Annotated in this window: 29 protein-coding genes and 1 riboswitch; of the genes, 16 read left to right on the top strand and 13 right to left on the bottom strand. The window is 58.2% G+C overall.

Annotated features, from left to right (window positions below; translation table 11 throughout):
- Positions 1-23 precede the first annotated feature (23 nt).
- The 8 genes from GOX45_RS10415 to GOX45_RS10380 form a co-directional block, all read right to left on the bottom strand.
- Positions 24-1,256 carry a mandelate racemase/muconate lactonizing enzyme family protein gene (locus tag GOX45_RS10415; protein WP_171100589.1) on the bottom strand — a complete coding sequence of 411 codons (1,233 nt, stop codon included), beginning with the start codon at positions 1,254-1,256 and terminating at the stop codon, positions 24-26.
- An 18-nt stretch (positions 1,257-1,274) separates the two neighbouring features.
- Complete coding sequence (locus tag GOX45_RS10410) at positions 1,275-2,369, bottom strand: Zn-dependent alcohol dehydrogenase (RefSeq protein ID WP_171100587.1); 1,095 nt, start codon at positions 2,367-2,369, stop codon at positions 1,275-1,277.
- Between the two features lie 81 nt (positions 2,370-2,450).
- Positions 2,451-3,650 carry a TCR/Tet family MFS transporter gene (locus GOX45_RS10405; RefSeq protein ID WP_171100585.1) on the bottom strand — a complete coding sequence of 400 codons (1,200 nt, stop codon included), beginning with the start codon at positions 3,648-3,650 and terminating at the stop codon, positions 2,451-2,453.
- A 75-nt stretch (positions 3,651-3,725) separates the two neighbouring features.
- Positions 3,726-4,439, bottom strand: a complete 714-nt coding sequence (locus GOX45_RS10400) for an alpha/beta fold hydrolase (RefSeq protein WP_171100583.1) — start codon at positions 4,437-4,439, stop codon at positions 3,726-3,728.
- Between the two features lie 12 nt (positions 4,440-4,451).
- Entirely contained in the window at positions 4,452-5,240 is a 789-nt protein-coding gene (gene pcaD / locus GOX45_RS10395; protein ID WP_171100581.1) for a 3-oxoadipate enol-lactonase, read from the bottom strand.
- A gap of 70 nt (positions 5,241-5,310) precedes the next feature.
- Positions 5,311-6,285, bottom strand: coding sequence for a threonine/serine dehydratase (locus GOX45_RS10390; protein WP_171100579.1), 975 nt, complete (start codon positions 6,283-6,285; stop codon positions 5,311-5,313).
- On the bottom strand, positions 6,282-7,109 hold the full coding sequence (locus tag GOX45_RS10385) for an alpha/beta fold hydrolase (protein ID WP_171100577.1): 828 nt from the start codon (positions 7,107-7,109) through the stop codon (positions 6,282-6,284). Before GOX45_RS10385 ends, GOX45_RS10390 begins: the two co-directional genes overlap by 4 nt.
- Positions 7,109-7,795 carry a haloacid dehalogenase type II gene (locus GOX45_RS10380; protein WP_171100576.1) on the bottom strand — a complete coding sequence of 229 codons (687 nt, stop codon included), beginning with the start codon at positions 7,793-7,795 and terminating at the stop codon, positions 7,109-7,111. Before GOX45_RS10380 ends, GOX45_RS10385 begins: the two co-directional genes overlap by 1 nt.
- Before the next feature lie 123 nt (positions 7,796-7,918).
- On the opposite strand from GOX45_RS10380, the gene GOX45_RS10375 reads away from it, so the two are divergent.
- A complete protein-coding gene (locus GOX45_RS10375) occupies positions 7,919-8,347 on the top strand; it encodes a peptidylprolyl isomerase (RefSeq protein WP_171100574.1) in 429 nt (142 codons plus the stop codon).
- 10 nt (positions 8,348-8,357) lie between these two features.
- Here the strand turns inward: GOX45_RS10375 and GOX45_RS10370 are convergent, their stop codons facing one another.
- From GOX45_RS10370 to fabA, 4 genes are read right to left on the bottom strand one after another with little or no spacing between them, the layout of a single operon-like run.
- Entirely contained in the window at positions 8,358-8,549 is a 192-nt protein-coding gene (locus GOX45_RS10370; RefSeq protein WP_171100572.1) for a hypothetical protein, read from the bottom strand.
- Positions 8,550-8,608: 59 nt separating this feature from the next.
- On the bottom strand, positions 8,609-9,400 hold the full coding sequence (locus tag GOX45_RS10365; protein ID WP_171100570.1) for an enoyl-ACP reductase: 792 nt from the start codon (positions 9,398-9,400) through the stop codon (positions 8,609-8,611).
- Positions 9,401-9,405: 5 nt separating this feature from the next.
- Entirely contained in the window at positions 9,406-10,635 is a 1,230-nt protein-coding gene (fabB, locus tag GOX45_RS10360) for a beta-ketoacyl-ACP synthase I (RefSeq protein WP_171100568.1), read from the bottom strand.
- A 31-nt stretch (positions 10,636-10,666) separates the two neighbouring features.
- Positions 10,667-11,176 (bottom strand): bifunctional 3-hydroxydecanoyl-ACP dehydratase/trans-2-decenoyl-ACP isomerase, encoded by a 510-nt coding sequence (gene fabA / locus GOX45_RS10355; protein WP_171100566.1) that lies wholly within the window; start codon positions 11,174-11,176, stop codon positions 10,667-10,669.
- A gap of 191 nt (positions 11,177-11,367) precedes the next feature.
- On the opposite strand from fabA, the gene irrA reads away from it, so the two are divergent.
- Positions 11,368-11,787, top strand: a complete 420-nt coding sequence (gene irrA, locus GOX45_RS10350; protein ID WP_171100564.1) for an iron response transcriptional regulator IrrA — start codon at positions 11,368-11,370, stop codon at positions 11,785-11,787.
- 178 nt (positions 11,788-11,965) lie between these two features.
- Positions 11,966-12,763: a phytanoyl-CoA dioxygenase family protein gene (locus GOX45_RS10345; protein WP_171100563.1), complete on the top strand. Its 798-nt coding sequence runs from the start codon at positions 11,966-11,968 to the stop codon at positions 12,761-12,763.
- Between the two features lie 16 nt (positions 12,764-12,779).
- Here GOX45_RS10345 and GOX45_RS10340 read toward each other — a convergent pair whose 3' ends face one another.
- Entirely contained in the window at positions 12,780-13,640 is an 861-nt protein-coding gene (locus GOX45_RS10340) for a glycosyltransferase family 2 protein (protein WP_171100561.1), read from the bottom strand.
- A gap of 122 nt (positions 13,641-13,762) precedes the next feature.
- On the opposite strand from GOX45_RS10340, the gene miaB reads away from it, so the two are divergent.
- The 13 genes from miaB (at position 13,763) to GOX45_RS10275 (ending at position 26,558) form a co-directional block, all read left to right on the top strand.
- On the top strand, positions 13,763-15,082 hold the full coding sequence (gene miaB / locus GOX45_RS10335) for a tRNA (N6-isopentenyl adenosine(37)-C2)-methylthiotransferase MiaB (protein ID WP_171100559.1): 1,320 nt from the start codon (positions 13,763-13,765) through the stop codon (positions 15,080-15,082).
- 142 nt (positions 15,083-15,224) lie between these two features.
- Positions 15,225-16,007, top strand: a complete 783-nt coding sequence (locus tag GOX45_RS10330) for an outer membrane protein (protein WP_371808970.1) — start codon at positions 15,225-15,227, stop codon at positions 16,005-16,007.
- Positions 16,008-16,129: 122 nt separating this feature from the next.
- A complete protein-coding gene (locus tag GOX45_RS10325; protein ID WP_171100555.1) occupies positions 16,130-17,152 on the top strand; it encodes a PhoH family protein in 1,023 nt (340 codons plus the stop codon).
- A gap of 33 nt (positions 17,153-17,185) precedes the next feature.
- Positions 17,186-17,680, top strand: coding sequence for an rRNA maturation RNase YbeY (ybeY, locus tag GOX45_RS10320; RefSeq protein WP_171100553.1), 495 nt, complete (start codon positions 17,186-17,188; stop codon positions 17,678-17,680).
- Between the two features lie 35 nt (positions 17,681-17,715).
- Positions 17,716-18,591, top strand: a complete 876-nt coding sequence (locus GOX45_RS10315; protein WP_171100552.1) for a hemolysin family protein — start codon at positions 17,716-17,718, stop codon at positions 18,589-18,591.
- Positions 18,588-20,093: an apolipoprotein N-acyltransferase gene (gene lnt, locus GOX45_RS10310; protein WP_171100550.1), complete on the top strand. Its 1,506-nt coding sequence runs from the start codon at positions 18,588-18,590 to the stop codon at positions 20,091-20,093. The genes GOX45_RS10315 and lnt overlap by 4 nt, the downstream gene beginning before the upstream one ends.
- 42 nt (positions 20,094-20,135) lie before the next feature.
- Positions 20,136-20,184: riboswitch (SAM-SAH riboswitch) on the top strand.
- Positions 20,185-20,189: 5 nt separating this feature from the next.
- Complete coding sequence (gene metK, locus GOX45_RS10305; protein WP_171100548.1) at positions 20,190-21,371, top strand: methionine adenosyltransferase; 1,182 nt, start codon at positions 20,190-20,192, stop codon at positions 21,369-21,371.
- Positions 21,372-21,512: 141 nt separating this feature from the next.
- Positions 21,513-22,223, top strand: coding sequence for a tRNA (guanosine(46)-N7)-methyltransferase TrmB (gene trmB / locus GOX45_RS10300; protein ID WP_171100546.1), 711 nt, complete (start codon positions 21,513-21,515; stop codon positions 22,221-22,223).
- 138 nt (positions 22,224-22,361) lie between these two features.
- Positions 22,362-23,381 (top strand): amidohydrolase family protein, encoded by a 1,020-nt coding sequence (locus tag GOX45_RS10295; protein WP_171100544.1) that lies wholly within the window; start codon positions 22,362-22,364, stop codon positions 23,379-23,381.
- 97 nt (positions 23,382-23,478) lie between these two features.
- Positions 23,479-24,837 carry a 3-phosphoshikimate 1-carboxyvinyltransferase gene (gene aroA / locus GOX45_RS10290; RefSeq protein ID WP_171100542.1) on the top strand — a complete coding sequence of 453 codons (1,359 nt, stop codon included), beginning with the start codon at positions 23,479-23,481 and terminating at the stop codon, positions 24,835-24,837.
- Positions 24,837-25,463 (top strand): d(CMP) kinase, encoded by a 627-nt coding sequence (locus GOX45_RS10285; protein ID WP_171100540.1) that lies wholly within the window; start codon positions 24,837-24,839, stop codon positions 25,461-25,463. The genes aroA and GOX45_RS10285 overlap by 1 nt, the downstream gene beginning before the upstream one ends.
- Before the next feature lie 127 nt (positions 25,464-25,590).
- Positions 25,591-26,127, top strand: coding sequence for a hypothetical protein (locus tag GOX45_RS10280; RefSeq protein WP_171100537.1), 537 nt, complete (start codon positions 25,591-25,593; stop codon positions 26,125-26,127).
- 104 nt (positions 26,128-26,231) lie between these two features.
- Entirely contained in the window at positions 26,232-26,558 is a 327-nt protein-coding gene (locus tag GOX45_RS10275) for a DUF6525 family protein (RefSeq protein WP_256415698.1), read from the top strand.
- The last annotated feature ends 22 nt before the right edge of the window (positions 26,559-26,580 follow it).

Genomic DNA, 26,580 nt, shown 5'->3' with positions numbered 1-26,580 from the left:
ATGCCTCAATTCAAAGGGCAATGTCACCCCTCTGTCGCAGGAGCACCGCCTTGGAACGCGTTGCCGTCGACGTAATTGCAAGGCTCTTCCTGCATCTCAAGATGCAGCCCATCGCCGGAATAGGAGTGGGCGCGGGCAAGCTCTTCGTCCAAGTCGATCCCGAGACCAGGCGCCGTTGGCGGGGTAACAAAGCCGTTTTCCACTCGGATTGACCCCTTGATCAACCGGTCGTGGAACGGTGTTTCAATCGTCTCAAGCAGCAGCAGATTGGGGATCGAGGCCGCAAGATGGATGTTGGCCGCCCATTCGACGGGACCGGCATAAAGATGCGGTGCCATTTGCGCGTTGAACATTTCGGCCATGGCTGCGACCTTCTTCATCTCCCAGATCCCACCTGCGCGACCCAGGGCTGGCTGCAGGATCTCTGCCGCGCCAGCCCGAAGAACAGCGCCAAATTCGGCTTTGGTGGTCATGCGCTCACCAGTGGCTACTGGGATGCGAACATTGCGCGCCACGCGGGCCATGTCTTCGATCATGTCGGGTGGGGTCGGCTCTTCGAACCAAAGAGGCGAAAAGGGTTCCAGTGCCTGCCCCAAACGGATGGCGCCCGCAGTGTTGAACTGCCCATGGGTGCCAAAGAGCAGATCGGCCTTGTCACCTACGGCTTCGCGAATGGCTTTGCAGAAGGCCACCGACATCGAAATATCGCTCATCGCAGGCATGTGCCCGCCACGGATGGTATAGGGGCCAGCCGGGTCGAACTTGACGGCGGTATAGCCGCGCTGAACCGCGTCGGCGGCGGCCTCACCAGCTTGATCCGGTGACGTCCAGAAATCGGTCAGGTTATGCTGTGGCAGGGGGTAGAGATAAGTGTAGGCGCGGATACGGTCGTTCACGCGCCCGCCCAACAGTGCATAAACCGGTCTGTCGCGATCCTTGCCCAGAATGTCCCAACAGGCGATCTCGAGCCCTGAAAAAGCGCTCATCACGGTCAGGTCAGGACGCTGGGTAAACCCGCTGGAATAGGCGCGGCGGAACATCAGTTCGATGTTTTCGGGGTTCTCTCCGGCCATGTGACGTTGAAACACGTCATGGATCACATGGGTCATCGCCTCGGGCCCGACCGATGAGGCGTAGCACTCGCCCCAGCCCGTGATCCCAGTGTCGGTGGTCACCTTGACCAATATCCAATAGCGCCCACCCCAGCCAGGGGCCGGAGGAGCGGTGACGATAACGTCGAGATCCTGCAGTTTCATCGCTGCTCCTTTCGGGCGTCAGCTATTGTTGAAGATGATGACGTTCCGCTTGGCTGAGCCGGATTTGGTATCTTCGATCGCATCGTTGATCTGATCCAGCTGCCACCGACCCGAGATCAACTCATCCAGTTTCAATCGCCCCTGTTCATACAGATCGATCATCCATGGGATATCGCGCTGAATGACCACGTCACCCATTTTCGAACCGATCAGGCCCTGGCCAACAGCCGCAAGGATGACCGGCTCGTAAGAGGCTTCGGCCCCGGTATGTGGCATCCCGATCATGATCGCCCGGCCTCCGCGCCCAAGATATCGGGGGGCCTGTTCATATGCGGGGATGGCACCGACGGTGATCAGCACCGCATCGGCTCCGCGCCCGCCAAGCGCCTTGTAGGCCGCTTTCCAAGGGGCCTCCAAGGTTGCTAAAACACCATGTGTTGCACCGAACTCTTTGGCGATCTCCAGCTTGTCTTCGGTCATGTCCACAGCCACGATCCGGCGGGCCCCGGCAAGATGCGCGCCCTGAATGGCGTTGAGCCCAACGCCGCCTGCACCAATGACAACCACATCCAGCCCGGGACGCACCTGTGCTGCGTTCACCGCAGCACCGACACCGGTGATGACCCCGCAAGACAAGAGACTGGCGACGTCCTTTGGCATGGAAGCTGGGATCTTGACGATCTGGCGGTGGCTGACCACGACCTTTTCAGCAAAGGCTCCGCAGGCCATCGCCTGTTCCAGCGGATCGCCCGTTGCGGTGCGCAAAGGCCCTTTGACGGTGTCGTAAGGCGTTTCGCAGATCGTGGGTTTGCCACCCGCACAAGAGGGGCATGATCCACAGGCGCGGATCAGTGTGACAACCACGCTGTCACCCAGTGCAAATTCCGAGACACCATCGCCAACGGCAGTCACCACACCAGCGGCCTCGTGGCCATAGACGGCAGGCAAGAATCCTCCCCAGGCCCCGCTCGCATACGAGATGTCAGAGTGGCAAATCGCCACTGCGTCCAACGTCACCTCGACCTCGCCCATGCCCGGCGGGGCTAGTTGGACGTCTTCGATCACCAATGGCGCGTCAAACGCATGGCATACTGCTGCTTTGATTGTTTGCATGAGCCTCCCCGCTTTGCTTTCAGCCACGGTGGACTGGCATGTATCGGCCTGCAAGTCCGTTTCCGTCAGGAAAAGGTCGCTTTACGTTCGGGCATGCGCCGGTCGCATGAACAACGCCAGACCCAGACCCATCAACACCAGTGCCAACAAGAAGGGCGCGCCGGGCAGATAGAAAGGCGTATCAGGGCCAATGAAGTAAGCGAATACACCGGTCATGACCAATGGAGAGACGATCATGGACAAGGCATGAAGCGCAGCCAAAACGCCCTGCAGTTCGCCTTGTTGAGAATCAGGTGTTGCGCGCGACATCATGGCTTGCAGCGCCGGGGTCACCACCGCTCCAAGCGCCGTTATGGGGATCAAAAGCAAGACGATCAGACCGTTGGTCAGAAAGGCCAATAGCACATAGCTGAAGATCTCGAACGCCATACCGACGATGATCGTAACCCGTTCGCCCAGAATACGTGTCGCGGGCCGGATCAAACCGCCTTGTACCGCCGCCATGGCAAGCCCGTACATACCAAGTGACAGGCCGATCATCTGTGGCGACCACCCGAACCGCTCAAGCGTGAAATAGGCCCAGATGGCAGGGTAGACATAGATTGACACGGAATAGAGGAAATAGACCCACAGCAAGGGGCGAATACCGGGTAGTTCCGCTATGGCCAGCAAAGCGCGGGCCGGGTGTGCGCGGCGCCACCGAAAGGGTCTGCGGTTTTCGTCTTTGACGGTTTCGGGCATGACCAGAAAACCCAACAGGCAGCCCAAGGCTGAAAGCCCCGCTGCCGCCCAAAACGGTGCGCGGGTTCCGAATTCGGCGAGTATGCCACCCAGAATGGGGCCCAGCACAAACCCCAAGCCAAACGCCGCGCCAAGCAGGCCGAAATTAGCGGCCTTTTCATGGGGCTTCGACACATCGGCCATGAAAGCCGCAGCGGTTGAATGGGTGGCTGCGGTGATGCCGCCCACAAGCCGCCCGATCAGCAACAGCCAGATACTGCCTGCGACCGCCATGACTATATAGTCCAGCGCCATCACAAACAGCGACACCAGCATCACCCGCCTGCGCCCATACGCGTCCGAGAGGTTGCCCAGAACCGGGCCAAACAGGAATTGCATGGCGGCAAAAGCGGTGCTGAGTACGCCGCCCCAGATCGCAGCATTTGCCAAAGATCCGCCCTGAACCTCGACGATCAGTTGCGGCATGATCGGCAGAACCAGACCGATGCCCATCGCGTCGATCATCACGGTTCCGAGGATGAACACAAAAGGCAGGCGCATTCGTTTCCAGCGTTTAAGGGTTGGCGAACCCTAACTGATCAGACGCATAGCGCAATCCGGCATCTGCCTGAGCCATCACAATTCCTTGGCGATATCGTCGATGAGACCGGCAAGCTGCGCGGGGTGGGAAAAGAAGGGGGAATGCCCGCTGTCGATTGTCTTGCGCAGTTCGGGCGGAGCGCAATGGCTCATGGTTTCCTGATATTCGGTCGGAACCGTGCGGTCATCCGTGGTGCGGATATAGGCCTTGGGCACGCGATCAAAACTTTCGTCCAAGATCAGTGGAGTATCCTGAGGTAGGATCGCCTGGGGGCAGAGGCGCCCGAGCGCATAGGCGAGGATTTCGTCCGGGCAATCATGGTAGAACAGGCCTTTTACCCGATCCGGTTTCACGTAATAGGACAGCCCGTCTGCGGATTTCATGACCGCATCGCCGATCAATTGGCGTGGTGCGCGTTTGCGCATTTCAATCATCGAAAGACCTGATTGCGGGACATAGGCGCAGAGATAAACCAACCCGCGCATCGCATTTGGTGCGGCCTGGGCGGCGGCGCTGGTCGGGTAGCCACCCCAGGAATGGCCAATCACGATCGTATCGGGGCGGCAGGCCGCCAGAACCGCGTCACGGCAGCCCTCCAATGTAACGTCGGACACGGGGGTCGGGTCAGAGCCGTGGCTGGGCATGTCGATTGCGCTTGCCCTATGTCCCAGCCCGGTCAGTTCGGGAATAAGATCGCGCCAGCACCATGCCCCGTGGCACGAACCGTGGACCAACAAGAAATTTGCCATCGCTTTACTCCCTTAGATGTGGCCGATTTCCTTGAGAAATCCGGTCAGTAGGGTTGCGTATTCTTCAGGGCGTTCGACGCAGGGCAGATGACCAGCGCGGCGCATCAGTTCGAAACGCGATCCGGGGATCAGATCAATAGTTTCGCGCACCAGATCCGGTGGGGTCGATCCATCCTCCGAGCCGGCGATTCCCAATGTCGGCAGCCGCAAGCCACTGGTTGGGGTATAAAAATCTGTGCCCGAAATCGCAGCGCAGCATCCCAGATACCCCTCGAGCGGCTGTCGGATCATCATGTTTCGCCAAAGTTCCAACTGTGGCGTGCTGCGAAACTCTTTGGTGAACCAACGCTCCATTGTGCCATCCGCCAAGGCTTCGATCCCGCCTTCTCGGGCAGCGTCAATACGGGTTTGCCAAATCGCCGGAGTGGCGATCTTCGCCGCTGTATTCGAAAGCACCATTGCGCGTATCAGGTCCAACCGCTTGACGGCCAGACCCTGTGCAATCATCCCGCCAATGGACAGCCCGACAAAGACGCAATTCTTGACCTCGAGCAAATCCAAAAGCCGTTCGGTATCTCGCACCAACGCACCCATTGCATAGGGGCCTTTGGGCAGGCTGGACAACCCGTGCCCGCGCTTGTCGAACCGAATGAGGCGCAGGTTGCCGGGAAGGTACGGTAGGATCGGGTCCCATAGCCGCAGATCCGTGCCCAAAGAGTTGGCAAAGACGACGGTTGGTCCGTCCGAAGGGCCGTCCACCCGATAATGGAGACTGACGTCTCCGAGAGCAGCGAGTTGCATTGGAAAATCTCCTACTCAAATGAGTCATTGTAGCCTGCACAGGTCTTTCCGGCCATAGGCTCGGCGGGGATCAGGAAAGGTGGGTCAACGCCTTGGCGAAAACGGCCGGGTCTACATTTCCACCCGATGCGACCACGATCACTGCACCGCCTTCGATCTCATCCTTGCGAAACAGCGCCGACGCCAACGAGACCGCTCCCCCGGGTTCAAGCACGATCTTGAGGCGCAGAAAGGCCAAGGCCATGGCGCGCAGGGCCTCGTCTTCGCTGACCGAAAGCCCGAGGCCGCAGAGGCGGTTGATGATTGGAAAGGTGATCTCGCCGGGTTGCGGCGTCAGGATCGCGTCGCAGATATTGCCGGATGTGGCAGCGTTACGTTGAACCTGCCCCGAGGCCAGCGAGCGTTTCATGTCGTCAAACCCCTCAGGCTCGCAAGTGCGTGGTCGCAATCCGGGCGCATGACCCTCCAATGCCAAAGCTATACCTGCGCTGAGGCCACCTCCGCCGCAGCAGATCAGAACATCTGCCTGTGTCACACCCAGAGTTTGTGCCTGCCGGGCAATCTCAAGCCCCGTTGTGCCTTGCCCGGCAATCACGAGCGGTTCGTCATAGGGGCGGATCAGCGTCAGCCCGCGCTTTTGTGCCAGCGCCTCGCCGATATCCTCGCGGCTTTCCGAAGCCCGATCATAGAGCACTACTTCGGCCCCCAGAGACCGGGTATTGTCGATCTTGAGCTGCGGCGCGTCCGAGGGCATCACAATCACCGACGCTATTCCGTGTCGAGTTGCAGCATAGGCCACACCTTGCGCGTGGTTGCCCGATGAATAAGCAATCACCCCGTTCTCGCGTGCCCGCGGGTCCATGGCAGAAATCGCCGACCACGCGCCCCGAAACTTGAAGCTGCCAGTATGCTGCAGGCATTCCGGCTTGACCAGCACACGACGACCGGCGATTTCATCGAGAAACGGAGAGGTCAGGATCGGGGTTTCGCGCACATGGCCTTCAAGTCGCTCTGCGGCGGCTTCGATCATTTCAAGCGTGCTCATGACGTCTCCAAAATGGCGTGAATCAGGTCGACTGCCTGCGGTTCGTCCAGAAACGGCACATGGCCGCGATCTGGTATCTCGACCGACCGCAGGCCGGGATGTCTTTGGTGCATTTCGACCAGAGTGTCTGGGCTCAGCAGGTCTGAGTTCTGCCCCCGTATCAGCCCGGTGGGGACGTCGCGCAGCGCCGCGAACAGCGGCCACAGATCCGGGGCCGGGCCAGCGGCAGATTGATCAAGCAGCGCATCACGCAGTTTGGGGTCATATCGCAATTGCAGCCCGTCTGGTGTTTCCAGATACTGGTTTTTGGCCTGCGTGCGCCAGCGCTCAAGCGACACGCCGGGAAACCGCGCCTCCATCACCGATTGCAGGCCCGCAGCCGCCTCGTCATAGGTTTTTGCGGCAGGGCGTTTGCCCACATAGGTCATGATCAGGGCAAGACCAATCGGATCAATCACCGGGCCGACATCGTTCAGGATGACACGCGACAGGTGGGCAGGGTGGCTGGTAGCCAGCGCCATCGCGATCAATCCGCCGCGCGAGGTGCCGAGGATATTCACCTGTTCCAGTCCCAGATGATCCAGCAGCTCGATGACGTCCTGAGATTCACGCAGAATGTTGTAGTTCGAATAATCCGTATCGAAATCCGATTGACCCCGCCCGCGATAATCCATCGCGATCATCCGGTATTGGGCCAGATGCGGCGCGACAAAATCGAAATCGCGTAACGTGCGGGTCAGCCCGGCAAGGCACAGAACCGGCAGGCCTGTGCCCGTGTCCTCAAAATAGATCCGCGCATTGTCGGATGTGGTGAAGTGCGGCATCAGAGGCCTGCAAGTTGGGGGATCGTCGTGAGATCCGACAAAACATGTGCAGGCTTCCAGGGCAAGCGGTCCATCGGCTCGCCGGCGCGATTGACCCAAGCAGTTACAAACCCATACCCACTGGCACCGGCGGCGTCCCAGCCGTTTGAACTGACAAACAGCACCTCATCCCGGTTGCATTCGAACCGTTCCTGAACAAGGTCATAGACCCGCACATGCGGTTTGAAGACACCAACAGTTTCCACCGACAGCACATCGTCAAGCACTTCGCCGATCCCCGCTGATTGCACAGCGCCCTCCAACATCGGAGGCGAGCCATTGGACAGGATCGCCGTATTCAGACCGCCCGCTTTCAGGGCTGTTAACATGGCTGGCACTTCAGGATAGGCCTGAAGCTCCCAATAGAGATCAAGAAGGCGTTGGCGTAGGGCATCGTCGCCCTGTAGCCCGGTTGCCTCAAGCGCCCAGTCCAGGCCATCTTGCGTGACATCCCAGAAATCGGCATGGGCGTCGGCCACCGCCCGCAGCCATGTGTATTGCAACTGTTTCAGACGCCAATGGTTGGCCAGCGTGGGCCAGGTGTCGCGCAGCGCCTCGTTCCCCGGCTCGGCTGCGGCTTGCCGGGCGGCAGCGGCCACATCGAAGAGCGTGCCGTAGGCGTCGAATACACATGTGGTGATTGCCATCTGATCCTCCTGTGGTCGCCGGAAAGTAAGCACAATGGTTCCGGGGGTTAAAGCTCAAAGGGTTTACATTGTGCACGGGGCCACTAGGGTGCAGCGTTCCATTTTCTTCAGCCCGAGGCTTTCATGACCACAATCAAAAAAGGCGATACTGTTCGCATCCACTACACCGGTACATTGCTGGACGGAAAAGTGTTCGACAGTTCGGAAGGCCGCGATCCACTGGAATTTGCAGTCGGTTCAGGGCAGATCATTCCCGGTCTGGACACAGCGCTGCCCGGGATGGAAATTGGAGAGAAAAAGCGCGTCGAAGTACCCTGTGCCGAAGCCTATGGCCCAATCAACCCGGCCATGCGCCAGCAAATCCCGCGCGAAGGCATTCCTGATGATATTCCGCTGGAACCAGGTACGCAGCTGCAGATGCAAACGCCGGATGGACAGGCCTTGCCTGTAACGGTGATGGATGCGGATGAAGCCACGGTCACGCTCGATGCCAATCACGCGCTGGCCGGACAAGACCTGATCTTTGATATCGAGATCGTGTCGATCAACTGATAGGTCCGGGTCAGAGCCCTGGTATCTGACCCAACACCGGCTCGGCTAATGACCGCATATGCGGATCAGTCATCAGAATGAACACGGCCAGCAATAGGACCAGCGAAAGCAACACGATACGCGCCCGTCCCCCGCGAATTCCGGGCTTGGACTTCGCTGATACGCGCGTATTGTTTGCAAGGATTTGTTCAACTTTGCTCATATCCCATTCTCTGCCCGTCAATGATGGTCAAATCTGGGCAGAGACGGGGAAAGTTGAGGTCACATGAAGTCGGGCTGTGGCATTCCAAGGACGTGGAACCCGCCATCCACGCGGATGATTTCACCCGAGGTGCAGGCGCCCGCATCTGAGGCAAGGTAGACGGCTGTACCACCCACGGCTTCCAGTGTGGCATTCGAACGCATCGGAGCGTTTTGGTCGCAGAACTTGTAGGTTTTGCGCGCGCCCCCAATCGCTGCTCCGGCCAGTGTTTTCATCGGACCGGGCGAGATCGCGTTCACGCGAATGCCGTCGGGGCCCAGATCATTGGCCAGATAACGGGTTGCTGATTCCAGAGCTGCCTTGGCCACGCCCATCACATTGTAATTCGGCACAACCTTGTTCGAACCCTGATAGGTCAGGGTCAGTAGCGTACCGCCATTTTCCTGCATCATCGGATAGGCGCGACGCGCAACTTCGATGAAGGAATAGGCCGAGACATCCAGTGAATGTTTGAAATTCGCCCGCGTCGTGTTCAGAAACCGCCCGGTCAGTTCGGATTTGTCTGAGAACGCGATGGCGTGAACCACAAAATCAATGGTTGGCCAGCGTGCTGAAAGTTCGCCAAACGCGCGATCCAGTGACGCATCATCTGTGACATCTGCATCCACCATGAAATCGCTGCCCAGGCTTTGAGCCAAAGGTTCCAGCCGCTTGCCAAAAGCTTCGCCCTGATAGGTGAATGCTAGCTCTGCACCTGCCTCGTGCATGGCTTTGGCGATGCCCCAGGCGATCGAGCGGTCATTGGCCACGCCCATGATGAGGCCGCGTTTACCCTTTAGAAGATCCGACATCACATTCACCCGTTATATTTCGAAAGGATCATGGATCCGTTGGTTCCGCCAAAGCCAAAGCTGTTGGTCATTACACTGTCCAGTCCCGCGTTTTCTTTTAGTTCCGTCGCCACTTCGCCCGGCAGGATACCTTCCGCGAGCGTTTCGACATTGATCGACGGCGTAATAAAGTCATTGTCTAGCATCAGCAGGCAGAAGATGGCTTCAAGAGCCCCTGCCGCGCCTTGTGCATGGCCCGTCATCGACTTGGTTGATGAGATCGGGGGCACGTTGCCTTCACCGAAGATGCGGCGCACGGCTTCCACCTCGCCAACATCGCCCACAGGGGTCGAGGTGCCATGGGCGTTGATATATCCAACCTTGCGCCCTTCCGGCAGGGTGGACATGGCCAGCCGCATCGCGCGTTCGCCGCCTTCGCCCGATGGGGCCACCATGTCGTGCCCGTCCGAAGTTGCAGCATAGCCGGTTACTTCTGCATAAATCTTGGCCCCACGGGCCAGCGCGTGTTCAAGGTCTTCCAGAACAACAATGCCACCACCGCCCGAGATGACGAATCCGTCGCGGTTCTGGTCGAACGCCCGCGAGGCTTTTTCGGGGGTGTCATTGTATTTCGATGACATCGCACCCATCGCGTCAAACAGGCAGGACAGGGTCCAGTCCAGCTCTTCGCCGCCGCCCGCGAACATAACGTCTTGCTTGCCCAACATGATCTGTTCTGCCGCGTTGCCGATGCAATGCAGCGAAGTCGAGCAGGCTGATGTGATAGAGTAGTTGATACCCTTGATCTTGAACGCCGTCGCAAGGTTGGCGGAAATGGTCGAGCACATGCATTTCGGAACCGCAAAAGGCCCTATCCGCTTTGTCGCCCCGTTCTTCAGCACGGTCTGATGTGCAGTGAGCATAGCACTTGTCGACGGCCCGCCCGATCCGGCCACAAGACCGGTACGCGGGTTTACGACCTGATCCTCGGTCAGGCCCGCATCTGCTATCGCCTGAGACATCGCGATATAGGCATAAGCTGCACCTGGGCCCATGAAGCGCAACGTGCGCTTGTCTATGTGTTCGGTGACGTCGATCTTTAGCGATCCGGCAATCCGGCTGCGAAAGCCATGCTCGATCATCTGTTCATTGGCCTCAATGCCAGATTTCCCGGCTTTGAGGGAGGCCAGCACCTCATCGGCATTGTTCCCGATAGCGGACACAACACCCAAACCGGTGACAACTACTCGACGCATATGCGTGCTCCTTATTTCAGGCCGGTCCGCCTCAGGCGTCGGACAGAACGACTCTCATGTCTTTGACGTCATAAATCATTTCACCGTCGGCTTCGACAATACCATCCGCCACGCCCATCGTCAGGCGGCGAGTCTGGATCGCTTTTTTGAAATCAATTTTATACGTCAGCATCTTGCGATCCGGGCGAACCATGCCGGTCAGCTTGACCTCACCCACGCCAACCGCCATACCGCGCCCCTGCCAGCCGCGCCAGCCCAGGTTGAAACCGGTCAACTGCCACAAACCGTCCAGGCCAAGGCAGCCGGGCATGATCGGGTTGCCGGGGAAATGGCAGTCAAAGAACCAAAGATCCGGAGTGATGTCGAATTCGGCCAGAACATGGCCTTTGCCATGCGCGCCACCATCATCGGAAATCTCGGTGATACGGTCCATCATCAGCATGGGCGGGGCGGGCAACTGCGCATTGCCAGGGCCAAAAAGCTCGCCGCGGGCGCATTTCAGCAGATCATCCTTGTCAAAGCTGCTCGGGAATTGAGCCATTCTTGCCGCCTCTCCTGCCAGGGGTCCGTTAGTTTTATCTCGCCTCGTCTAGCACCCGTATGCAAGGTCCTGCAAGAGCAGCAACGCCATTACATGCGACGCTAAGTGCATTCCCTGAGAATGATTTTCATTTGAAATCACCAAGGGAAGGTCTCTATATATAGAGTTAGCAAGAAACGGGTATCGGAACTATGACACCTCAAAGCCGTGAGATAGCGACAAATTGGCTGACAGGCGCCGGTCTGCGTCCGACGCGACAGCGTGTGGCCTTGGCCGAGCTTTTGGTCGGCGACGGCTTGCACCGGCATGTCACCGCAGAAAGCCTGTTTGAATCGGCCAAGGAAAATGGCGATGCTGTGTCACTGGCTACGGTCTATAACACTTTGCGTGCGTTCTGTGATGCGGGCGTTTTGCAAGAGATCACGGTGGACGGGTCGAAAAGCTATTTCGACACCAACACACACGATCACCCGCATTTCTTCTGGGAAGATGATGGACGGCTCAGCGATGCGCCATCGGATGAGTTGGTGATCCAAAGCCTGCCCGAAGCCCCACAAGGGCTTGAGATCGCGTCCGTCGATGTCGTGATCCGTCTGCGCAAAAAGAAGTAATCCAGCTTTTTCATGATGCGCCCACGTGTTTGCGGTGGTTAGCCGTGGCGAAATAAGCTGCATTTCAAAACGCGTGTGCTGAACGCAGTTCCGGCAATGTGCGCCAGATCAAAAATAAGATTTGATCAGTTGGTATTTTCCCGTGCAGAAGAGGGCAAACTGCTTCGGAGACTCTGCCATGCCTCACCCCTTGGTCACGCAAGACATGATCGAAAGCTACCAGTCTGACGGTGTGGTGCTGGTCAAGGGCCTGTTTGCGGATCATGTCGAGACATTGCGTAATGGGGTCGCGGCCAACATGGCCGCGCCGGGCCCTTATGCATCGGACAACAAGAAGAAGGGCGAGACAGGCCTGTTTTTCGACGACTATTGCAACTGGTCGCGTATTCCTGAATTCCGTCAGGTCGTTGAAAACTCTGCCGCTGCCGAGGTTGCTGCCGAGTTGATGCAATCGCGCAGTGTGCAGATGTTCCATGATCACGTGCTGGTCAAAGAGCCCGGCACCTCTATGGCAACACCATGGCATCAGGACGGGCCCTATTACTTCGTCGAAGGTCGACAGACGATCAGTTTCTGGTCTCCACTGGACCCGGTCAAGCAGGCCACGTTGCGCTGCGTTGCGGGGTCTCACCTTTGGGACAAAGAAGTGCTTCCGACCCGCTGGGTTTCCGAGGAAGGGTTCTTTGCTGACGAAGGTCAGTACATTCCGGTTCCCGACCCGGATGCCGAGGGAATGCGCGTGGTCGAGTTCGAGATGGAGCCGGGTGATGCTGTTGCTTTCAACTATCGCACGCTGCACGGGGCACGCGGAAACCAATCTGAAAGCCGCCGTCGCGCCTTTTCCCTGCGCTTGGTCGGGGATGATGCACGCTATGTCGAGCGCCCGGGCCGCACCTCACCGCCATTTCCAGGGCATGACATGATCCCCGGCCAACGCCTGCGCGAAGACTGGTTTCCGATTCTTTTGCAGCGCTAAAGGGTACGATTCCTGTTCAAAACCACTGACCGGGCTCCATCAGTCCCAGATCCAGCAACTGATCCGACCGCCATTCAAACGGGATCGAGTTGCTCCAGAGAAAGCTTGGGATGTCGAAGGTCGACCCGGCATTCGACTTGAGCGCTTTGGCCGCTCGGAATGAGCAGATTGCAGCTGTCATATTGTGATGCCACGGGCAGGCGTAGGTGTTGTATTCCGGCTCATTAAACGTGTGGTCGGGCAGGATCTTGAGGCCTTTTCGGGCTTTGAAGAGACCGATCCGGTCGATTCGCCGCCGCTCATACGGGATGTGGTCTTCAAACCGCCACCGTAGGCCGCCTGACATGTCCAATTGACGCTCGAGCGGTTGACCAGTGCCGTCGTGGCGGGTGTGGGCATAATAGCCGGTCTTGTCCATCATCGCCTGATCCGTGGCGACACCGTTGGGATGGGCCTGCAAGTCGCCAGCGTACAGGTCGACCACATGGGTCATCATCGCGTTGCGGCGCTCTTCGGTATGAAAGGACAGCATTTCCCCGATGCTGCGAGACTCGCAATACGGGTAGAACAGGTATTCGGCGTTGTAGGCGTAATGTATCCACTGCCCCAAGGCCGCAGAGATGATCTGATTTATCGTGTCGAAAACGACGGTGCGCGGCGTGCAGGTCAGGGTGACCCGATGAACCTGAGCGTTCAGATCTTCGGCCAGATCGAAGGCATCAGGCATAAAGACGGTAATGGATTTGAACCCCAGCTTGAGATAGTGGCGCAGGGTGCTATCGAGTTCGACAGTGTCTTCGGCAAAAATCAGGGCCAAGGGGCCTTTTGCCAGCGCCTGACCTGACCTGAGATAATCCGCGAGCGTTGGGTACTGCATTGCCTGTTTTTGATTTCGTCTTGCTGGAACTTTCCGCCAAATTCGGGTATCCGCGCCAGCATTGCAAGCGGCGTTCGTTGCGTATAGACGACGCCGGTCGCGCGAACGCAAAGGCTGGTCCCATGTCCGAACCCAAAAAGCTGTTTATCAAGACCTATGGCTGTCAGATGAATGTCTATGACAGCGAACGCATGGCCGAAGCGCTGGGCGGGCAGGGATATGTTGAGACCAAGTCACCTGACGATGCGGATATGATCCTGCTCAACACCTGTCATATCCGCGAAAAAGCTGCGGAAAAGGTGTATTCCGAACTGGGCCGCTTCAAAGGCCTGAAGGCCGAGAAACCGGATCTGAAGATCGGCGTTGCGGGCTGTGTGGCTCAGGCCGAGGGGCAAGAGATCATGCGTCGCCAGCCACTGGTTGATCTGGTGGTCGGGCCACAAAGCTATCACCGTCTGCCCGAGATGGAGGCCAAGACCCGCGCCGGTGAAAAGGCGTTGGACACGGATTTTCCCGAAGAGGACAAGTTCGAAAAGCTCAAGAACCGTCCTAAGGCCAAGCGCGGCCCGACGGCGTTTCTGACCGTGCAGGAAGGTTGCGACAAGTTTTGTGCCTTCTGCGTTGTACCCTACACCCGTGGGGCAGAGGTCAGCCGCCCGGCCGATCGCATCATTCGCGAAGCGCAGGATCTGGTGGAACGCGGAGTGCGCGAGATCACTCTGCTCGGGCAGAACGTGAACGCATATCATGGGGCCGGACCGAATGGGGACATGACGCTGGCTGGCTTGATTTGGGAGCTCAACAAGGTCGACGGGCTTGAACGGATCAGGTTCACCACGTCGCATCCCAACGACATGACCGATGACTTGATCGAGGCGCACGGAACCTGTGACAAGCTGATGCCATATCTGCATCTGCCGGTGCAATCTGGTTCGGACCATATTCTCAAGCGTATGAACCGCAGCCATACCGCAGAAAGCTATCTGCGTCTGATTGAACGCATTCGCGCAGCGCGGCCCGATATCTTGATGTCCGGGGACTTCATCGTTGGTTTCCCAGAAGAAAGCGACGCGGATTTTCAGGCAACCTTGGATCTGGTCGATGAGGTGCAGTATGGCTATGCCTACTCGTTCAAATACTCGACCCGCCCAGGCACACCTGCGGCAGAACGGCCACAGGTCGATCCGCAAGTGGCGGATGAACGCCTGCAACGCTTGCAAGCCCTGATCACCCGCGATCAGCGCAAGATCCAGGACAGTATGGTGGGTCGAAACGTGCATGTTCTGTTTGAAAAACCCGGGCGCCAACAAGGGCAAATGGTTGGAAAATCGGAATATCTGCACGCGGTTCATGTGGCGGATGCCGATGTGGCCGTTGGCGCTTTGCGTGAGGTTCGGATCACGTCATCGGGTGCAAACTCGCTTGCGGGCGAGTTGGTTTGACACCCTATTATCCGTTGGGTCAGGCAAACTACATAATAAATTAATCCTTGATTTAGGACTTGGATTTATGGTCCGAGGTGGGCCAGCTTTTGAAAAGGCCGGTCTGTTATGAGCCTTTAATGAATAAAGCGGCGATCATCTGGTGGTGTCGACGCGGTGGAGGGTACGAGTAGTGGCACAGGTGGGGTCAACTGTTTCGAGATATCTATTCGGTGGCGCAATCACGCTTTGCTCCATGCCCGCAGCCGCCAGCGACCTGACCGGCAATATCGCTGAACCCGAAGTCGTCGAGCCGCCGCGTATCGTTCGCGATACGAGCGCGTTCTATGTGGGCGCCAGTGGCGGATATGCTTTCGGCGAGTCTGATCGATTCGGCCTGCGCACTCCGACGGCACTGTTTCCAGCCGGTGACAACGAGCCCAGCGGTGGATTTGGAGGCGTACGGGCCGGTTGGCGCGGCGTTTTGCCGACCTCTTGGGGCAGTGACTATATCTACGGGCTAGAACTGGGTTATGACTTCGGCACTTTCGATGATTCCTCGGAAACGGCTGTGGGCCTGACAGGTGTGCAATCTGGCAGTGAGATTTCTGATGTCTTCTCGGTTCGTCTTCGCGGTGGCCTCACAAACCGTTCGGGTCGCGTGCTGTATTTTGCATCGATCGGATATGTCGAGGCGGACATCACCACCACAGCCGTCCTGACGCCCTTTTTCGGCCCAGAGCAGGATTTCGGTGTCACCGATTCTCGTTCGGGATACTCGGCAAGTGTTGGTGCAGAATACCAAATCAGCCGCCACCTTTCGCTGACCGGTGAGTTTGAGTTCGTACAATTCGACTCGAAAACGGTGAACTTTGATCCCAACTTCTCAACACGTTCAACCCCCGAATTTACCGCCATCCGCATCGGGTTGAACTACGCGTTCTAAGGCCGGCCGCGCATCAGATTTCGGCCGAAATGTGAAACTTCGAAAAAATCGACATTGGCCGCTTGCGTCCACCAACTCTTGTTGTCTACGCTCAACCTGTAACGCCAAGACAGGAGAACGGATTGGCCATCGGTGCCCTGACCCCACCGCAAGATGACACACCCCAGCATGAGGTGCTTGTTGAATTTCCCGACAACCGGCTATTGATCGACCTTTGTGGCGAATACGACCGCAATCTGGCCGAGATCGAGCGGCAGCTTTCGGTTCAAATCGTCCGCCGTGGCAACCAATTGGTGGTCATGGGCGAGGAGGATGCGCAAAAACAGGCAGTCGAAGTGCTGCAAGCGCTCTATACCCGCTTGGAAGGCGGGCGCGACGTTGCCGCCGCCGATGTGGATCGCGAATTGCGCATGGGCAATTCCGAGGCCGAGACTGGCAGCCGCGATGGTGATCAGCTTGAGATGTTCAAGGGCGGAACCGTCGAAATCAAAACACGCAAGAAACTGGTCGAGCCGCGCACCGATGCTCAAAAGGCCTATGTGCAGTCCTTGTTCAACAATGAACTGGCCTTCGGCATCGGACCGGCGGGCACCGGCAAGACTTATCTTGCTGTGGCCGTGGGGGTTTCGATGTTCATCGGTGGGCATGTGGATCGGATCATCCTCAGCCGACCTGCGGTCGAAGCGGGCGAGAAGCTGGGCTATTTGCCAGGTGACATGAAGGACAAGGTCGATCCCTACATGCAGCCGCTCTATGACGCGCTGAACGATTTTCTGCCTGGCAAACAACTGGCCAAGCTGATCGAAGAAAAGCGTATCGAGATCGCCCCATTGGCCTTTATGCGTGGGCGCACGCTGGCCAATGCCTTTGTGGTATTGGACGAGGCTCAGAATGCCACCACGATGCAGATGAAGATGTTCCTGACCCGTCTGGGCGAAGGCAGCCGCATGGTGATCACCGGCGACCGGTCGCAGGTGGACTTGCCACGTGGGGTGCAGTCGGGGCTGGCAGATGCTGAGCGGCTGTTGAAGACGATCCCGAATATCAGCTTCAATTACTTCACATCGAAAGACGTGGTACGACATCCGCTTGTGGCCGCCATCATCGAAGCGTATGAGGCGGATTCAGGCCGGGAAACAGGGTAGTCACCGGCGCAACGCGTGTTTGGAAGCCGGTCTATGAACCTTGAAATCACTGTGGACGACCCACGATGGGATGGGTTGGACAGTCTTGCACACAAGGCTGTTGCGGCCGCTCTGGATCACATTGGGTTGGATGCCGGGCTGTGTGAGGTCAGCCTTTTGGGCTGTGATGACGCGCGGATTGCGGCGCTGAACGCTGAGTTTCGCGAAAAACCGACGCCGACCAACGTACTCAGTTGGCCTGCCCAAGATTTGGCATCGCAACACGCCGGTGGTATCCCATCTTTGCCCCAACCCGATTTCACCGGTGAAATCGCGCTGGGGGATATCGCGATATCCTACGACACCTGCGCACGCGAGGCGGCGGATAGTGGCAAACCTTTCGATCATCATGTCGCGCATTTGCTTGTTCACGGAATTCTGCATTTGCTGGGCTATGATCACATCCGTGACCCTGACGCTACTTTGATGGAGCGTGTTGAGGCCGAGATACTTGGCAAGATGGGTATTGATGACCCATATAATGGGTGACAAGGGTTTCTGACCCGATCATTTGGAATAGGACAATGGGCGATACAGACGGCAGTTCTAGGGCGGCGCAAGGCGCGCACCCTTCGGACAGCAAAGACAGTCAAAGCAACTTTTTCTCTCGACTTTTTGGGGGGCTTGCGACGCAGGCCGAAGTTGCTGAACCGACAAACGGAAAAGAGACAGCGGTGGCGCAGCCACGCGGCATGATCAACCTGCGACGTATGCGTGTTGAAGATGTGGCAATCCCGACCGCCGAAATCGTCTCTGTCCCCGTGACAATTTCCAAAGAGGAACTGGCAGACCTTTTTCGTGACAGTGGCTTGTCGCGTATTCCCGTCTATGACGGCACGCTTGATACTCCGCTTGGGTTTGTACACCTGAAGGATTTCGCTCTGACCCACGGGTTCAATGGCGGTTCTGCCGAGTTTGAGCTGCAATCCATGTTGCGAACATTGTTGTTCGTACCGCCTTCGATGCCGATCGGCGTGTTGCTGACCAAAATGCAGACCGAGCGGCGACACATGGCTTTGGTGATTGACGAGTATGGCGGCGTTGATGGGCTTCTGACCATCGAAGATCTTATCGAACAGGTCGTGGGAGAAATCGCCGACGAACATGATACTGACGAAGGTCAGCTGTGGTTCGAGGAAAAACCGGGCTGCTACGTGGTTCAGGCGCGGGTTCCTCTGGAAGAGTTCGAGGCCGAGATTGGCAGGTCGCTGACAAGCCATGAGGATGTGGACGAGGAAGAGATCGACACATTGGGCGGGCTTGTGTTCATGCTGTCTGGCCGCGTTCCTGCACGGGGCGAGGTTGTGCAGCACCCCGAAGGGCCCGAATTCGAAGTTCTGGACGCCGACCCCCGGCGGATCAAACGGTTGCGGGTCATGTTGCCGAAAGCTGATGGATGACCAAGCTGGAGGGCTGGCCGATCTGGCTTAGGCTCGTGCTTGCGGCTGGTTTGGGGGTCATTGCTGCCCTGGGCTTGGCGCCGCTTGGGTATTGGTGGGCCTCGTTCATTGCCATGATCGGGATTGCACCGCTCTTTTTGGCCTGTGAATCCCCTCGGAGCGCTGCCTGGTTGGGTTGGTTTTTTGCTACAGGCTATTTTGCCCATGCGCTCAGCTGGATCGTCGAACCATTTCTGGTTGATATAGCCCGCCATGGATGGATGGCCCCGTTTGCGGTGGTGCTGTTATCAGGTGGTTTGGCACTATTCTGGGCCTTGGCTTTCTGGATTGCCCACCGTGCTGGTGGCAAGCCGATTCAAGCAGCTCTTGTCTTGGCATTGGTGCTGTCTCTGGTCGAGATGGCGCGCGGCTATGTGTTGACCGGGTTTCCATGGGCGGGTCTGGCGCAGGTCTGGCTGGACACACCGGTGGCGCAGCTTCTGTCGTTGTTTGGCCCTTATGGGGTGGGGGCGATAACCTTGCTTGCAACCTTGCCTTTGGGGGCTGCCCTTTTCGCAACGCCGTCATTGCGCAATGCGGCGACACCCGCGGCGCTAACCCTGGCACTGGTTGGCTTGGTCGTCGTCTACAGCAGCACCAGACCCGAGCCGAAATCGACCGGACACACTGTCCGCCTGATCCAACCCAACGCGCCGCAGCACCAGAAATGGGACCCCGAATTTGCACCACTGTTTTTCGCACGGCAGGTCGAGTTCACGGCTGCCGCACCGCGCCCAGATCTGATTGTATGGCCGGAAACCTCGGTCCCTGTCTGGTTGCAAAACGCGGACCGTCATTTCCAAGCCATTGCGGACGCCGCGCAGGGTACACCTGTTCTGCTTGGTATTCAGCGGGCAGAGGGATTGCGGTATTACAATTCGATGGTCGTGCTGGATGAAAACGGGCAGCAGGCAGGGCTTTATGACAAGCATCATCTGGCCCCTTTTGGGGAATACGTTCCGTTTGGCGGACTGCTGGCGCGCTTTGGAATTTCTGGACTGGCGGCTCAGACTGGCAACGGGTTTTCTGCAGGCCCGGGCGCCCAGGTTTTGGACATCGGCGCGCTGGGCAAAGCGCTGCCGCTGATCTGTTATGAGGCGGTCTTTACTCAGGACGTTTTGTCTGCTCCTGAACGCCCGGATTTTCTGGTTCAGATCACCAATGACGCCTGGTTTGGCACGCGCTCTGGTCCCTACCAACATCTTGCGCAGGCGCGGATGCGTGCTATCGAACAAGGCCTGCCGATGATGCGCGCGGCAAATACCGGCGTTTCAGCAATGATCGATCCGTTGGGTGGGATCAAAGGCTCGCTGGATTTGGGGCAGGCGGGCTTTGTCGACGCGGTCTTACCCACCCCGCTCTCGCCGACCCCTTATTCAAGAATTGGCGACGGTCCGGTTTTTTTTGCACTATTGTTGCTGTTTTTGTGGGCTCGCCGCACCGCTGGCCGGGCAGACGGGTAAATTCAGATTGACCCGGTCGGGCAGGGCGCGTATCCCGGCTATCGCCCGTCACAACGGCTTCCTGGCGTGATGGGGAAATCTTAATGGAGCACTTTCATGTCCCGACAGAACTATATTTTTACCTCGGAGTCCGTGTCCGAAGGGCACCCCGACAAAGTCTGCGATCGCATTTCCGACGCGGTTCTTGATGCCTTTCTGGCAGAAGAGCCCGAAGCGCGAGTTGCCTGTGAAACCTTTGCCACAACCAATCGGGTCGTGATTGGTGGCGAGGTTGGCCTGTCGGATCAGGACAAACTGCACGACTACATGGGGCGCATTGATCAGATCGCCCGCGCGTGCATCAAAGATATTGGCTACGAGCAAGACAAATTCCACCACGAAACCGTTGAAGTGACAAACCTTCTGCATGAGCAATCCGCTCATATTGCACAGGGTGTGGATGCGGCGGATAACAAGGATGAAGGCGCCGGTGACCAGGGCATCATGTTTGGCTATGCCACAACCGAAACGCCTGCGCTTATGCCCGCACCGATCCAGTATTCGCACGCGATCTTGCGCCGCCTGGCCGAGGTGCGCAAGAATGGCACCGAACCAGCGCTGGGTCCCGACGCCAAGTCGCAGCTGTCGGTTGTCTACCAGAACGGCAAACCGGTTGGCGTGAGCTCGGTTGTTCTGTCGACACAGCATTTGGATGAAGCGCTGACATCGGACGATATCCGCGTCATTGTCGAGCCCTATATTCGCGAGACGCTGCCCGACGGGTGGCTAAGCGCAGACACCGAATGGCACGTGAACCCGACCGGCAAGTTCGTGATCGGCGGGCCTGATGGCGATGCCGGTCTGACCGGGCGTAAGATTATCGTCGACACCTATGGCGGTGCTGCACCCCATGGTGGCGGTGCATTCTCGGGGAAAGATCCGACCAAGGTCGATCGCTCGGCAGCCTATGCCGCGCGCTACCTGGCCAAGAACGTGGTGGCAGCGGGCATGGCCGAACGCTGCACCATTCAGCTGAGCTATGCTATCGGGGTGTCCAAACCGCTGTCGATCTATGCGGAAACATATGGCACCGGTCAGGTCTCGGACGCTGAGATCGAAAAGGCCGTGGGCGAGGTGATGGACCTGACGCCGCGCGGCATCCGGCAGCATCTGCAAATGAACAAGCCGATCTATCAGCGAACCGCTGCGTACGGCCATTTCGGGCGCGCACCCGATGCCGATGGCGGGTTCAGCTGGGAACGCACCGATCTGGTCGACGCGCTGAAATCAGCGGTCTGATCACATGATCCAAAGGTGCGCCCTCACGGGCGCGCTCTTCTTCTGTTTAGAAATACCTCGGGTGTGTCGGGGGCTGGCCCCCGACCTCTGCCGCAAGACAGCCTCTTGCAACGCTTTGGGTGGCGCAGTATGGGCTCGGCCATGAGCACCCAGTCACCAGAACGCCCGCGCAGAAACTTCTATGGCCGGTTCAAGGGCAAAACCCTGAAACCCAGCCAGAAAACCTATCTGAACGAAGATCTGGCGGCCTTGTCGCCTGGTGCGGTCGATTGGGACAGCAATCCGAACCGAGATCCGCTCGATTTGCAAACCCTGTTCAACGGCAAGCCGGTGTGGCTTGAAATCGGCTTTGGCGGCGGTGAGCATCTGGTGCATCAGGCGCAAAGCAACCCCGATATCGGGATTATTGGAGCGGAACCTTACATCAATGGCGTTGCTATGTTGCTGGGCAAGATCCGCAAAGCCGGTGTCACCAACCTTGCGGTCCATCCCGGGGACGCGCGCGACCTTTTTGACGTTCTGCCCAAGGCGAGCATTTCGCGCGCCTTTCTGCTCTACCCCGACCCGTGGCCCAAGAAGCGCCATCATCGGCGTCGTTTTGTGACACCCGAACATCTTGAGCCCTTGGCCAAGGTGCTCAAGCCGGGCGCGATCTTTCGCGTAGCCACGGACATTCCCGATTACGTCCGCCAAACCCTGGAAGAGGTGCCCGGTGCAGGTTTCGAATGGCTTGCCGAACGCCCCAAAGATTGGCGCACGCCTTGGGACGATTGGATCTCGACCCGTTACGAGCAAAAAGCGCTGCGCGAAGGCCGTACGCCGCATTATCTGACCTTCCGGCGTTTGGGATAATTTTCCTGCAAGGGCGGACCAAACCCTGAAGGCTGTGCTATGATAGGCTACAGTTTAGACTCTTGTATTTCTTCAGGTTCCCTCATGTCAGACATTCGCATAACAAATTGTCACGCCCACCTTTTTACCGGACGGCACGTGCCCGAGGATTACCCGTATCCTGTGCTCAAACCGTTTCGGAAAATGCCCGGCCTGACCAAGCTGGTGGCTGCGGGTGCGCGGCTGATCGGTCAGCATCCGGTGGCGGAAAAGCTGGAGCGGCTCTATCGGTTCCAAAAAGAAACGTCCGAGGAGAGCCAGCGCGATATTCTGGATAACGTGCGGCGTCACTATCCGGGCAACACGCGCTTTGTGGTGTTGCCGATGGAGCTGTCTGCTTTTGGTTATGGCGCACCGGAAATGCCGCTGAGCGCGCAGCATGATGAACTGGCGGCACTGGCGCGTGACCCGGAAGTCGGCAAAAGCGTGATCCCCTTTGCCACCATCGACCCGCGCGCGGACCTGCAAGCGACCGAGCTTTGGCGCGCCATTGATAAGCTGAGCTTTCGCGGCGTGAAACTCTATCCGCGTCTGGGCTTTGCCCCGGATGATCCGGTGTTGATGGCCCATGTTTATCCACGGCTGGAAAAAATGGGACTTCCTGTAATGTCCCATTGCTCGCGCGGCGGTGTGCAGGGGCGATACCTGTCTGATCACTGGGCCGACCGCTATACCGAACCCGAGGCGTTCATCCCCGTCTTGCGCGCCTTTCCCAAGCTGCGGGTCTGCCTGGCCCATTTCGGCGGGCAACGGGATTGGGAGGCCTATGCGAACCCCGATCAGTATGATCCGCTGGATGATGCCTATGACCGGAACTGGCAGGTCTCGATCCGTCGCATGATCGGCAGCGGAGACTTTCCGGGCCTGTGGACTGATATTTCGTACACACTGTTTCAGTTCGAAGACTACGCGCCATTCCTGCGGATGTTTTTGAAGGGTGATGATCTTGAAAGCAAACGGTTGCGGTCACGCGTGCTGTTCGGATCTGATTATTACATGACACGGCAAGAGAAGCTGTCGGAAAAGGCGGTATGCATCCGGCTGCGTAACGCTTTGGGTGAACCACTGTTTAGACAAATCGCCGATGAAAACCCGACAATCTGGTTGGGCGAGGCCTGACAGGCGCGAATACGGAGCATTCCTTTGGCTTTGCGGCTGGACCCTGCGGCTGCAATTCGCTAATCGGCCTTGAACTGATAGCGCAAAAGGAGCCCTCATGTCCGGACACGGCACGCCCATCCCGATGACTTCGCATCCCTGCGGCCCGTTGACCGGAACGGCAGAGGTGCCGGGCGACAAGTCGATCTCGCATCGGTCTTTGATTCTGGGCGCGATGGCTGTGGGCGAAACCCGGATCAGCGGTCTGCTGGAAGGCGAGGATGTGCTAGACACTGCCAAAGCGATGCGCGCTTTTGGGGCCGAGGTGACTGATTATGGCGGTGGTGATTGGTCGGTGCATGGTGTCGGTGTGGGCGGCTTTGCCGAACCGGATCAGGTGATTGATTGTGGCAACTCAGGCACCGGTGTGCGCCTGATCATGGGCGCGATGGCAACCTCTCCGATCACAGCAACCTTTACCGGCGACGCCAGCCTGAACAAACGTCCCATGGCGCGTGTAACAGATCCGTTGGCGTTGTTTGGCACGCAAGCGGTGGGCCGTGACGGCGGGCGCTTACCCATGACCATCGTGGGCGCGGCTGATCCGACGCCCGTGCGCTACGAAGTGCCGGTGCCTTCGGCTCAGGTGAAATCGGCTGTGTTGCTGGCGGGCCTGAACGCACCGGGTAAGACCGTCGTGATCGAGAAAGAGGCCACGCGCGATCATTCCGAACGGATGCTGGCAGGCTTTGGGGCTGAAATCACTGTTGAGGATACCGATGAGGGGCGGGTGATCACCCTGACCGGTCGCCCCGAGCTGAAACCACAAGTCATCGCAGTGCCGCGTGATCCGTCCAGTGCGGCTTTCCCGGTATGCGCCGCGCTGATCACACCCGGCTCGGATGTTCTGGTGCCAGGCATCGGCCTGAACCCGACCCGCGCCGGCCTGTTCACCACGCTGCGCGAGATGGGGGCCGACCTGACCTATGAAAACGAACGCGAAGAGGGCGGTGAGCCGGTTGCCGATCTGCGAGCGAAATACTCGCCAGATATGAAAGGCATTTCGGTCCCACCTGAACGCGCGGCCTCGATGATCGATGAGTATCCCGTTTTGTCTGTGGTTGCTGCCAACGCGACGGGCACGACCATGATGGGCGGTGTCAAAGAGCTGCGGGTCAAGGAAAGCGACCGGATCGACGCAATGGCCAAAGGCCTGCGCTCGAATGGGGTGACCGTGGATGAAGGCGAAGACTGGTGGTCGGTCGACGGCTTGGGGATCGGCAATGTGCCCGGTGGCGGCACGTGCGAAAGCTTTCTGGATCACCGCATCGCGATGTCGTTCATGGTGATGGGCATGGGCGCGCAAAAGCCCGTGACTGTGGATGATGGTGGCCCCATCGCCACCTCGTTCCCGATCTTCGAGCCGCTGATGACCAGGCTCGGCGCAAAGCTGATGCGCAACAACCGGCCGGTTTGATGGACACTCACAGCTTTACCGTTGCGATTGATGGGCCTGCGGCTTCGGGCAAGGGCACGATCTCCAAGGCTGTGGCGGCCCATTTCGGGTTTGCACATCTTGATACGGGGCTGTTGTATCGCGCCGTTGGGCGGCGGGTGCTAGAGGGCGTTGATCCCTTGGCAGCAGCCCAGGCCCTGACTGCCGAAGAACTTGCGCAAGGGGATCTGCGGACAGGCGAGATCGCGCAGGCGGCCTCGAAAGTGGCGGTGATCCCCGAGGTTCGCGCCGCGTTGGTCGACTTCCAGCGCGCCTTTGCCCGCCGGGCAGGTGGGGCCGTTCTGGACGGGCGTGATATTGGCACCGTGATCTGCCCGCGCGCCGAGGTTAAGCTGTTTGTGACAGCCAGTGCCGAAGTGCGCGCCGAACGCCGGTATCTGGAACTGAGCAGCAAGGGTGCGGATGTCACGCGTGATCAAGTGTTGGCCGATGTGCGCGAACGTGATGCGCGAGACGCGGGGCGCAGTGCCGCTCCGATGAAACCTGCCGAAGATGCCGTCATGGTTGATACAACAGACCTTTCGATTGATGCGGCGTTGGACCTGGCCAAGTCGATCATCAACAAAAAGCTTGCGGCACAAAACTAACCCTGGCTTTCGCGGCGTGACATTGCTCTGCCGTACTGGGTCAGATTGTTATCCTGTTCACTAAGCTTTGTTTGGTCAGGTGTAATGCCACCTCCTATGGTCAGACTGTTCCTGCAGGAGTGACGCCATGATCCGACTAGCCTTTTTCCTATTTTTTGTTGCCACAAGCCTGAGCGCTCAGGACGCGCAGCCTGACGCGCCAGTGGCCGAGCCTCCGATGACTTATGAGCGTTTGGGCAATATCCTGTTCGCGCTCGACCCGGATGCACAGCCTCAGGGGCCGGGCTTTGCGCTGACGGTTGCCGAGGTGCCGATCTTTGTGGTGACCGATGTCAATGCTGATCGGATGCGCGCCATGGTAGCGATCCGCAGTGCTGATGACCTGTCGCCTGAGGATATGCGCCGCATGATGCAGGCCAATTTCGACAGCACTCTGGACGCGCGCTATGCGATTGCCAATGGAACGCTTTGGGCCGCCTATATTCACCCTCTGTCGACCCTGGAGAAAGATCAATTGATCTCGGGGCTGGGGCAAACGATCAATATCGCCAAGACCTATGGTTCGCTCTATTCGGGCGGCGGGCACGAGTTTGGTGGTGGCGACAGTCAGAACCTGCAACGTCAGTTGATCGATGAACTGCTCAAGCAGGGCGAAGAAATCTGAACTCAAAAACAGCTGGAAACGTTGATTTTCGGGTTGTGATCCGGGGTTGTGTAACATATTGAACGGGTCGTTATAAGATAACATCACATGTTGACCGCGCACTCTTGTCCTTTCACTCTGTCTCATCTCTTAAAGACGCAAGCCAAGTTCGCCTGAATCGCCCGCGCAACCTGCGGTCGGGATTGCGCCCGCGCAAGCGGCAAGGTTGTCCGATGCAAGCCTATGATGCGCTTCCATCCGAATTGCGGGAATGGCTCGCCAATGCGTTTCTGCCGTGGAGCCCAAGTTCGGCGCTGAAAATCTGGAAGAATGAATGCGGCGCGCAGAACCCCCAGGCCGCGATGGAAAAGCTGAGCGCGGTTGAACAGGCGATGTTGGCGCGTGACCAAAGCGTCTGGCAAAGAGGCCATACGCGAGGAAGCGCCAATTGAATAAGGGCTTTGCTCTTGCGTC

Source organism: Ruegeria sp. HKCCD7255, from assembly GCF_013031565.1.
GTDB lineage: Bacteria > Pseudomonadota > Alphaproteobacteria > Rhodobacterales > Rhodobacteraceae > Ruegeria.
The sequence above is the reverse complement of the archived record's forward strand: the minus strand, read 5'-3'. Positions and strand labels throughout refer to the sequence as shown.

Coding starts and splice junctions, on each gene's coding strand:
- GOX45_RS10340 (WP_171100561.1), bottom strand. CDS start 13,640: ATGCAGTACCCAACGCTCGCGGATTATCTCAGGTCAGGTCAGGCGCTG.
- GOX45_RS10365 (WP_171100570.1), bottom strand. CDS start 9,400: ATGTCGGATCTTCTAAAGGGTAAACGCGGCCTCATCATGGGCGTGGCC.
- fabA (WP_171100566.1), bottom strand. CDS start 11,176: ATGGCTCAATTCCCGAGCAGCTTTGACAAGGATGATCTGCTGAAATGC.
- ybeY (WP_171100553.1), top strand. CDS start 17,186: ATGAACCTTGAAATCACTGTGGACGACCCACGATGGGATGGGTTGGAC.
- GOX45_RS10375 (WP_171100574.1), top strand. CDS start 7,919: ATGACCACAATCAAAAAAGGCGATACTGTTCGCATCCACTACACCGGT.
- GOX45_RS10380 (WP_171100576.1), bottom strand. CDS start 7,795: ATGGCAATCACCACATGTGTATTCGACGCCTACGGCACGCTCTTCGAT.
- GOX45_RS10410 (WP_171100587.1), bottom strand. CDS start 2,369: ATGCAAACAATCAAAGCAGCAGTATGCCATGCGTTTGACGCGCCATTG.
- irrA (WP_171100564.1), top strand. CDS start 11,368: ATGACACCTCAAAGCCGTGAGATAGCGACAAATTGGCTGACAGGCGCC.
- miaB (WP_171100559.1), top strand. CDS start 13,763: ATGTCCGAACCCAAAAAGCTGTTTATCAAGACCTATGGCTGTCAGATG.
- GOX45_RS10285 (WP_171100540.1), top strand. CDS start 24,837: ATGGACACTCACAGCTTTACCGTTGCGATTGATGGGCCTGCGGCTTCG.
- lnt (WP_171100550.1), top strand. CDS start 18,588: ATGACCAAGCTGGAGGGCTGGCCGATCTGGCTTAGGCTCGTGCTTGCG.
- metK (WP_171100548.1), top strand. CDS start 20,190: ATGTCCCGACAGAACTATATTTTTACCTCGGAGTCCGTGTCCGAAGGG.
- aroA (WP_171100542.1), top strand. CDS start 23,479: ATGTCCGGACACGGCACGCCCATCCCGATGACTTCGCATCCCTGCGGC.
- pcaD (WP_171100581.1), bottom strand. CDS start 5,240: ATGCAACTCGCTGCTCTCGGAGACGTCAGTCTCCATTATCGGGTGGAC.
- GOX45_RS10405 (WP_171100585.1), bottom strand. CDS start 3,650: ATGCGCCTGCCTTTTGTGTTCATCCTCGGAACCGTGATGATCGACGCG.
- GOX45_RS10400 (WP_171100583.1), bottom strand. CDS start 4,439: ATGGCAAATTTCTTGTTGGTCCACGGTTCGTGCCACGGGGCATGGTGC.
- GOX45_RS10280 (WP_171100537.1), top strand. CDS start 25,591: ATGATCCGACTAGCCTTTTTCCTATTTTTTGTTGCCACAAGCCTGAGC.
- GOX45_RS10390 (WP_171100579.1), bottom strand. CDS start 6,285: ATGAGCACGCTTGAAATGATCGAAGCCGCCGCAGAGCGACTTGAAGGC.
- GOX45_RS10385 (WP_171100577.1), bottom strand. CDS start 7,109: ATGCCGCACTTCACCACATCCGACAATGCGCGGATCTATTTTGAGGAC.
- GOX45_RS10315 (WP_171100552.1), top strand. CDS start 17,716: ATGGGCGATACAGACGGCAGTTCTAGGGCGGCGCAAGGCGCGCACCCT.
- GOX45_RS10345 (WP_171100563.1), top strand. CDS start 11,966: ATGCCTCACCCCTTGGTCACGCAAGACATGATCGAAAGCTACCAGTCT.
- GOX45_RS10415 (WP_171100589.1), bottom strand. CDS start 1,256: ATGAAACTGCAGGATCTCGACGTTATCGTCACCGCTCCTCCGGCCCCT.
- trmB (WP_171100546.1), top strand. CDS start 21,513: ATGAGCACCCAGTCACCAGAACGCCCGCGCAGAAACTTCTATGGCCGG.
- fabB (WP_171100568.1), bottom strand. CDS start 10,635: ATGCGTCGAGTAGTTGTCACCGGTTTGGGTGTTGTGTCCGCTATCGGG.
- GOX45_RS10370 (WP_171100572.1), bottom strand. CDS start 8,549: ATGAGCAAAGTTGAACAAATCCTTGCAAACAATACGCGCGTATCAGCG.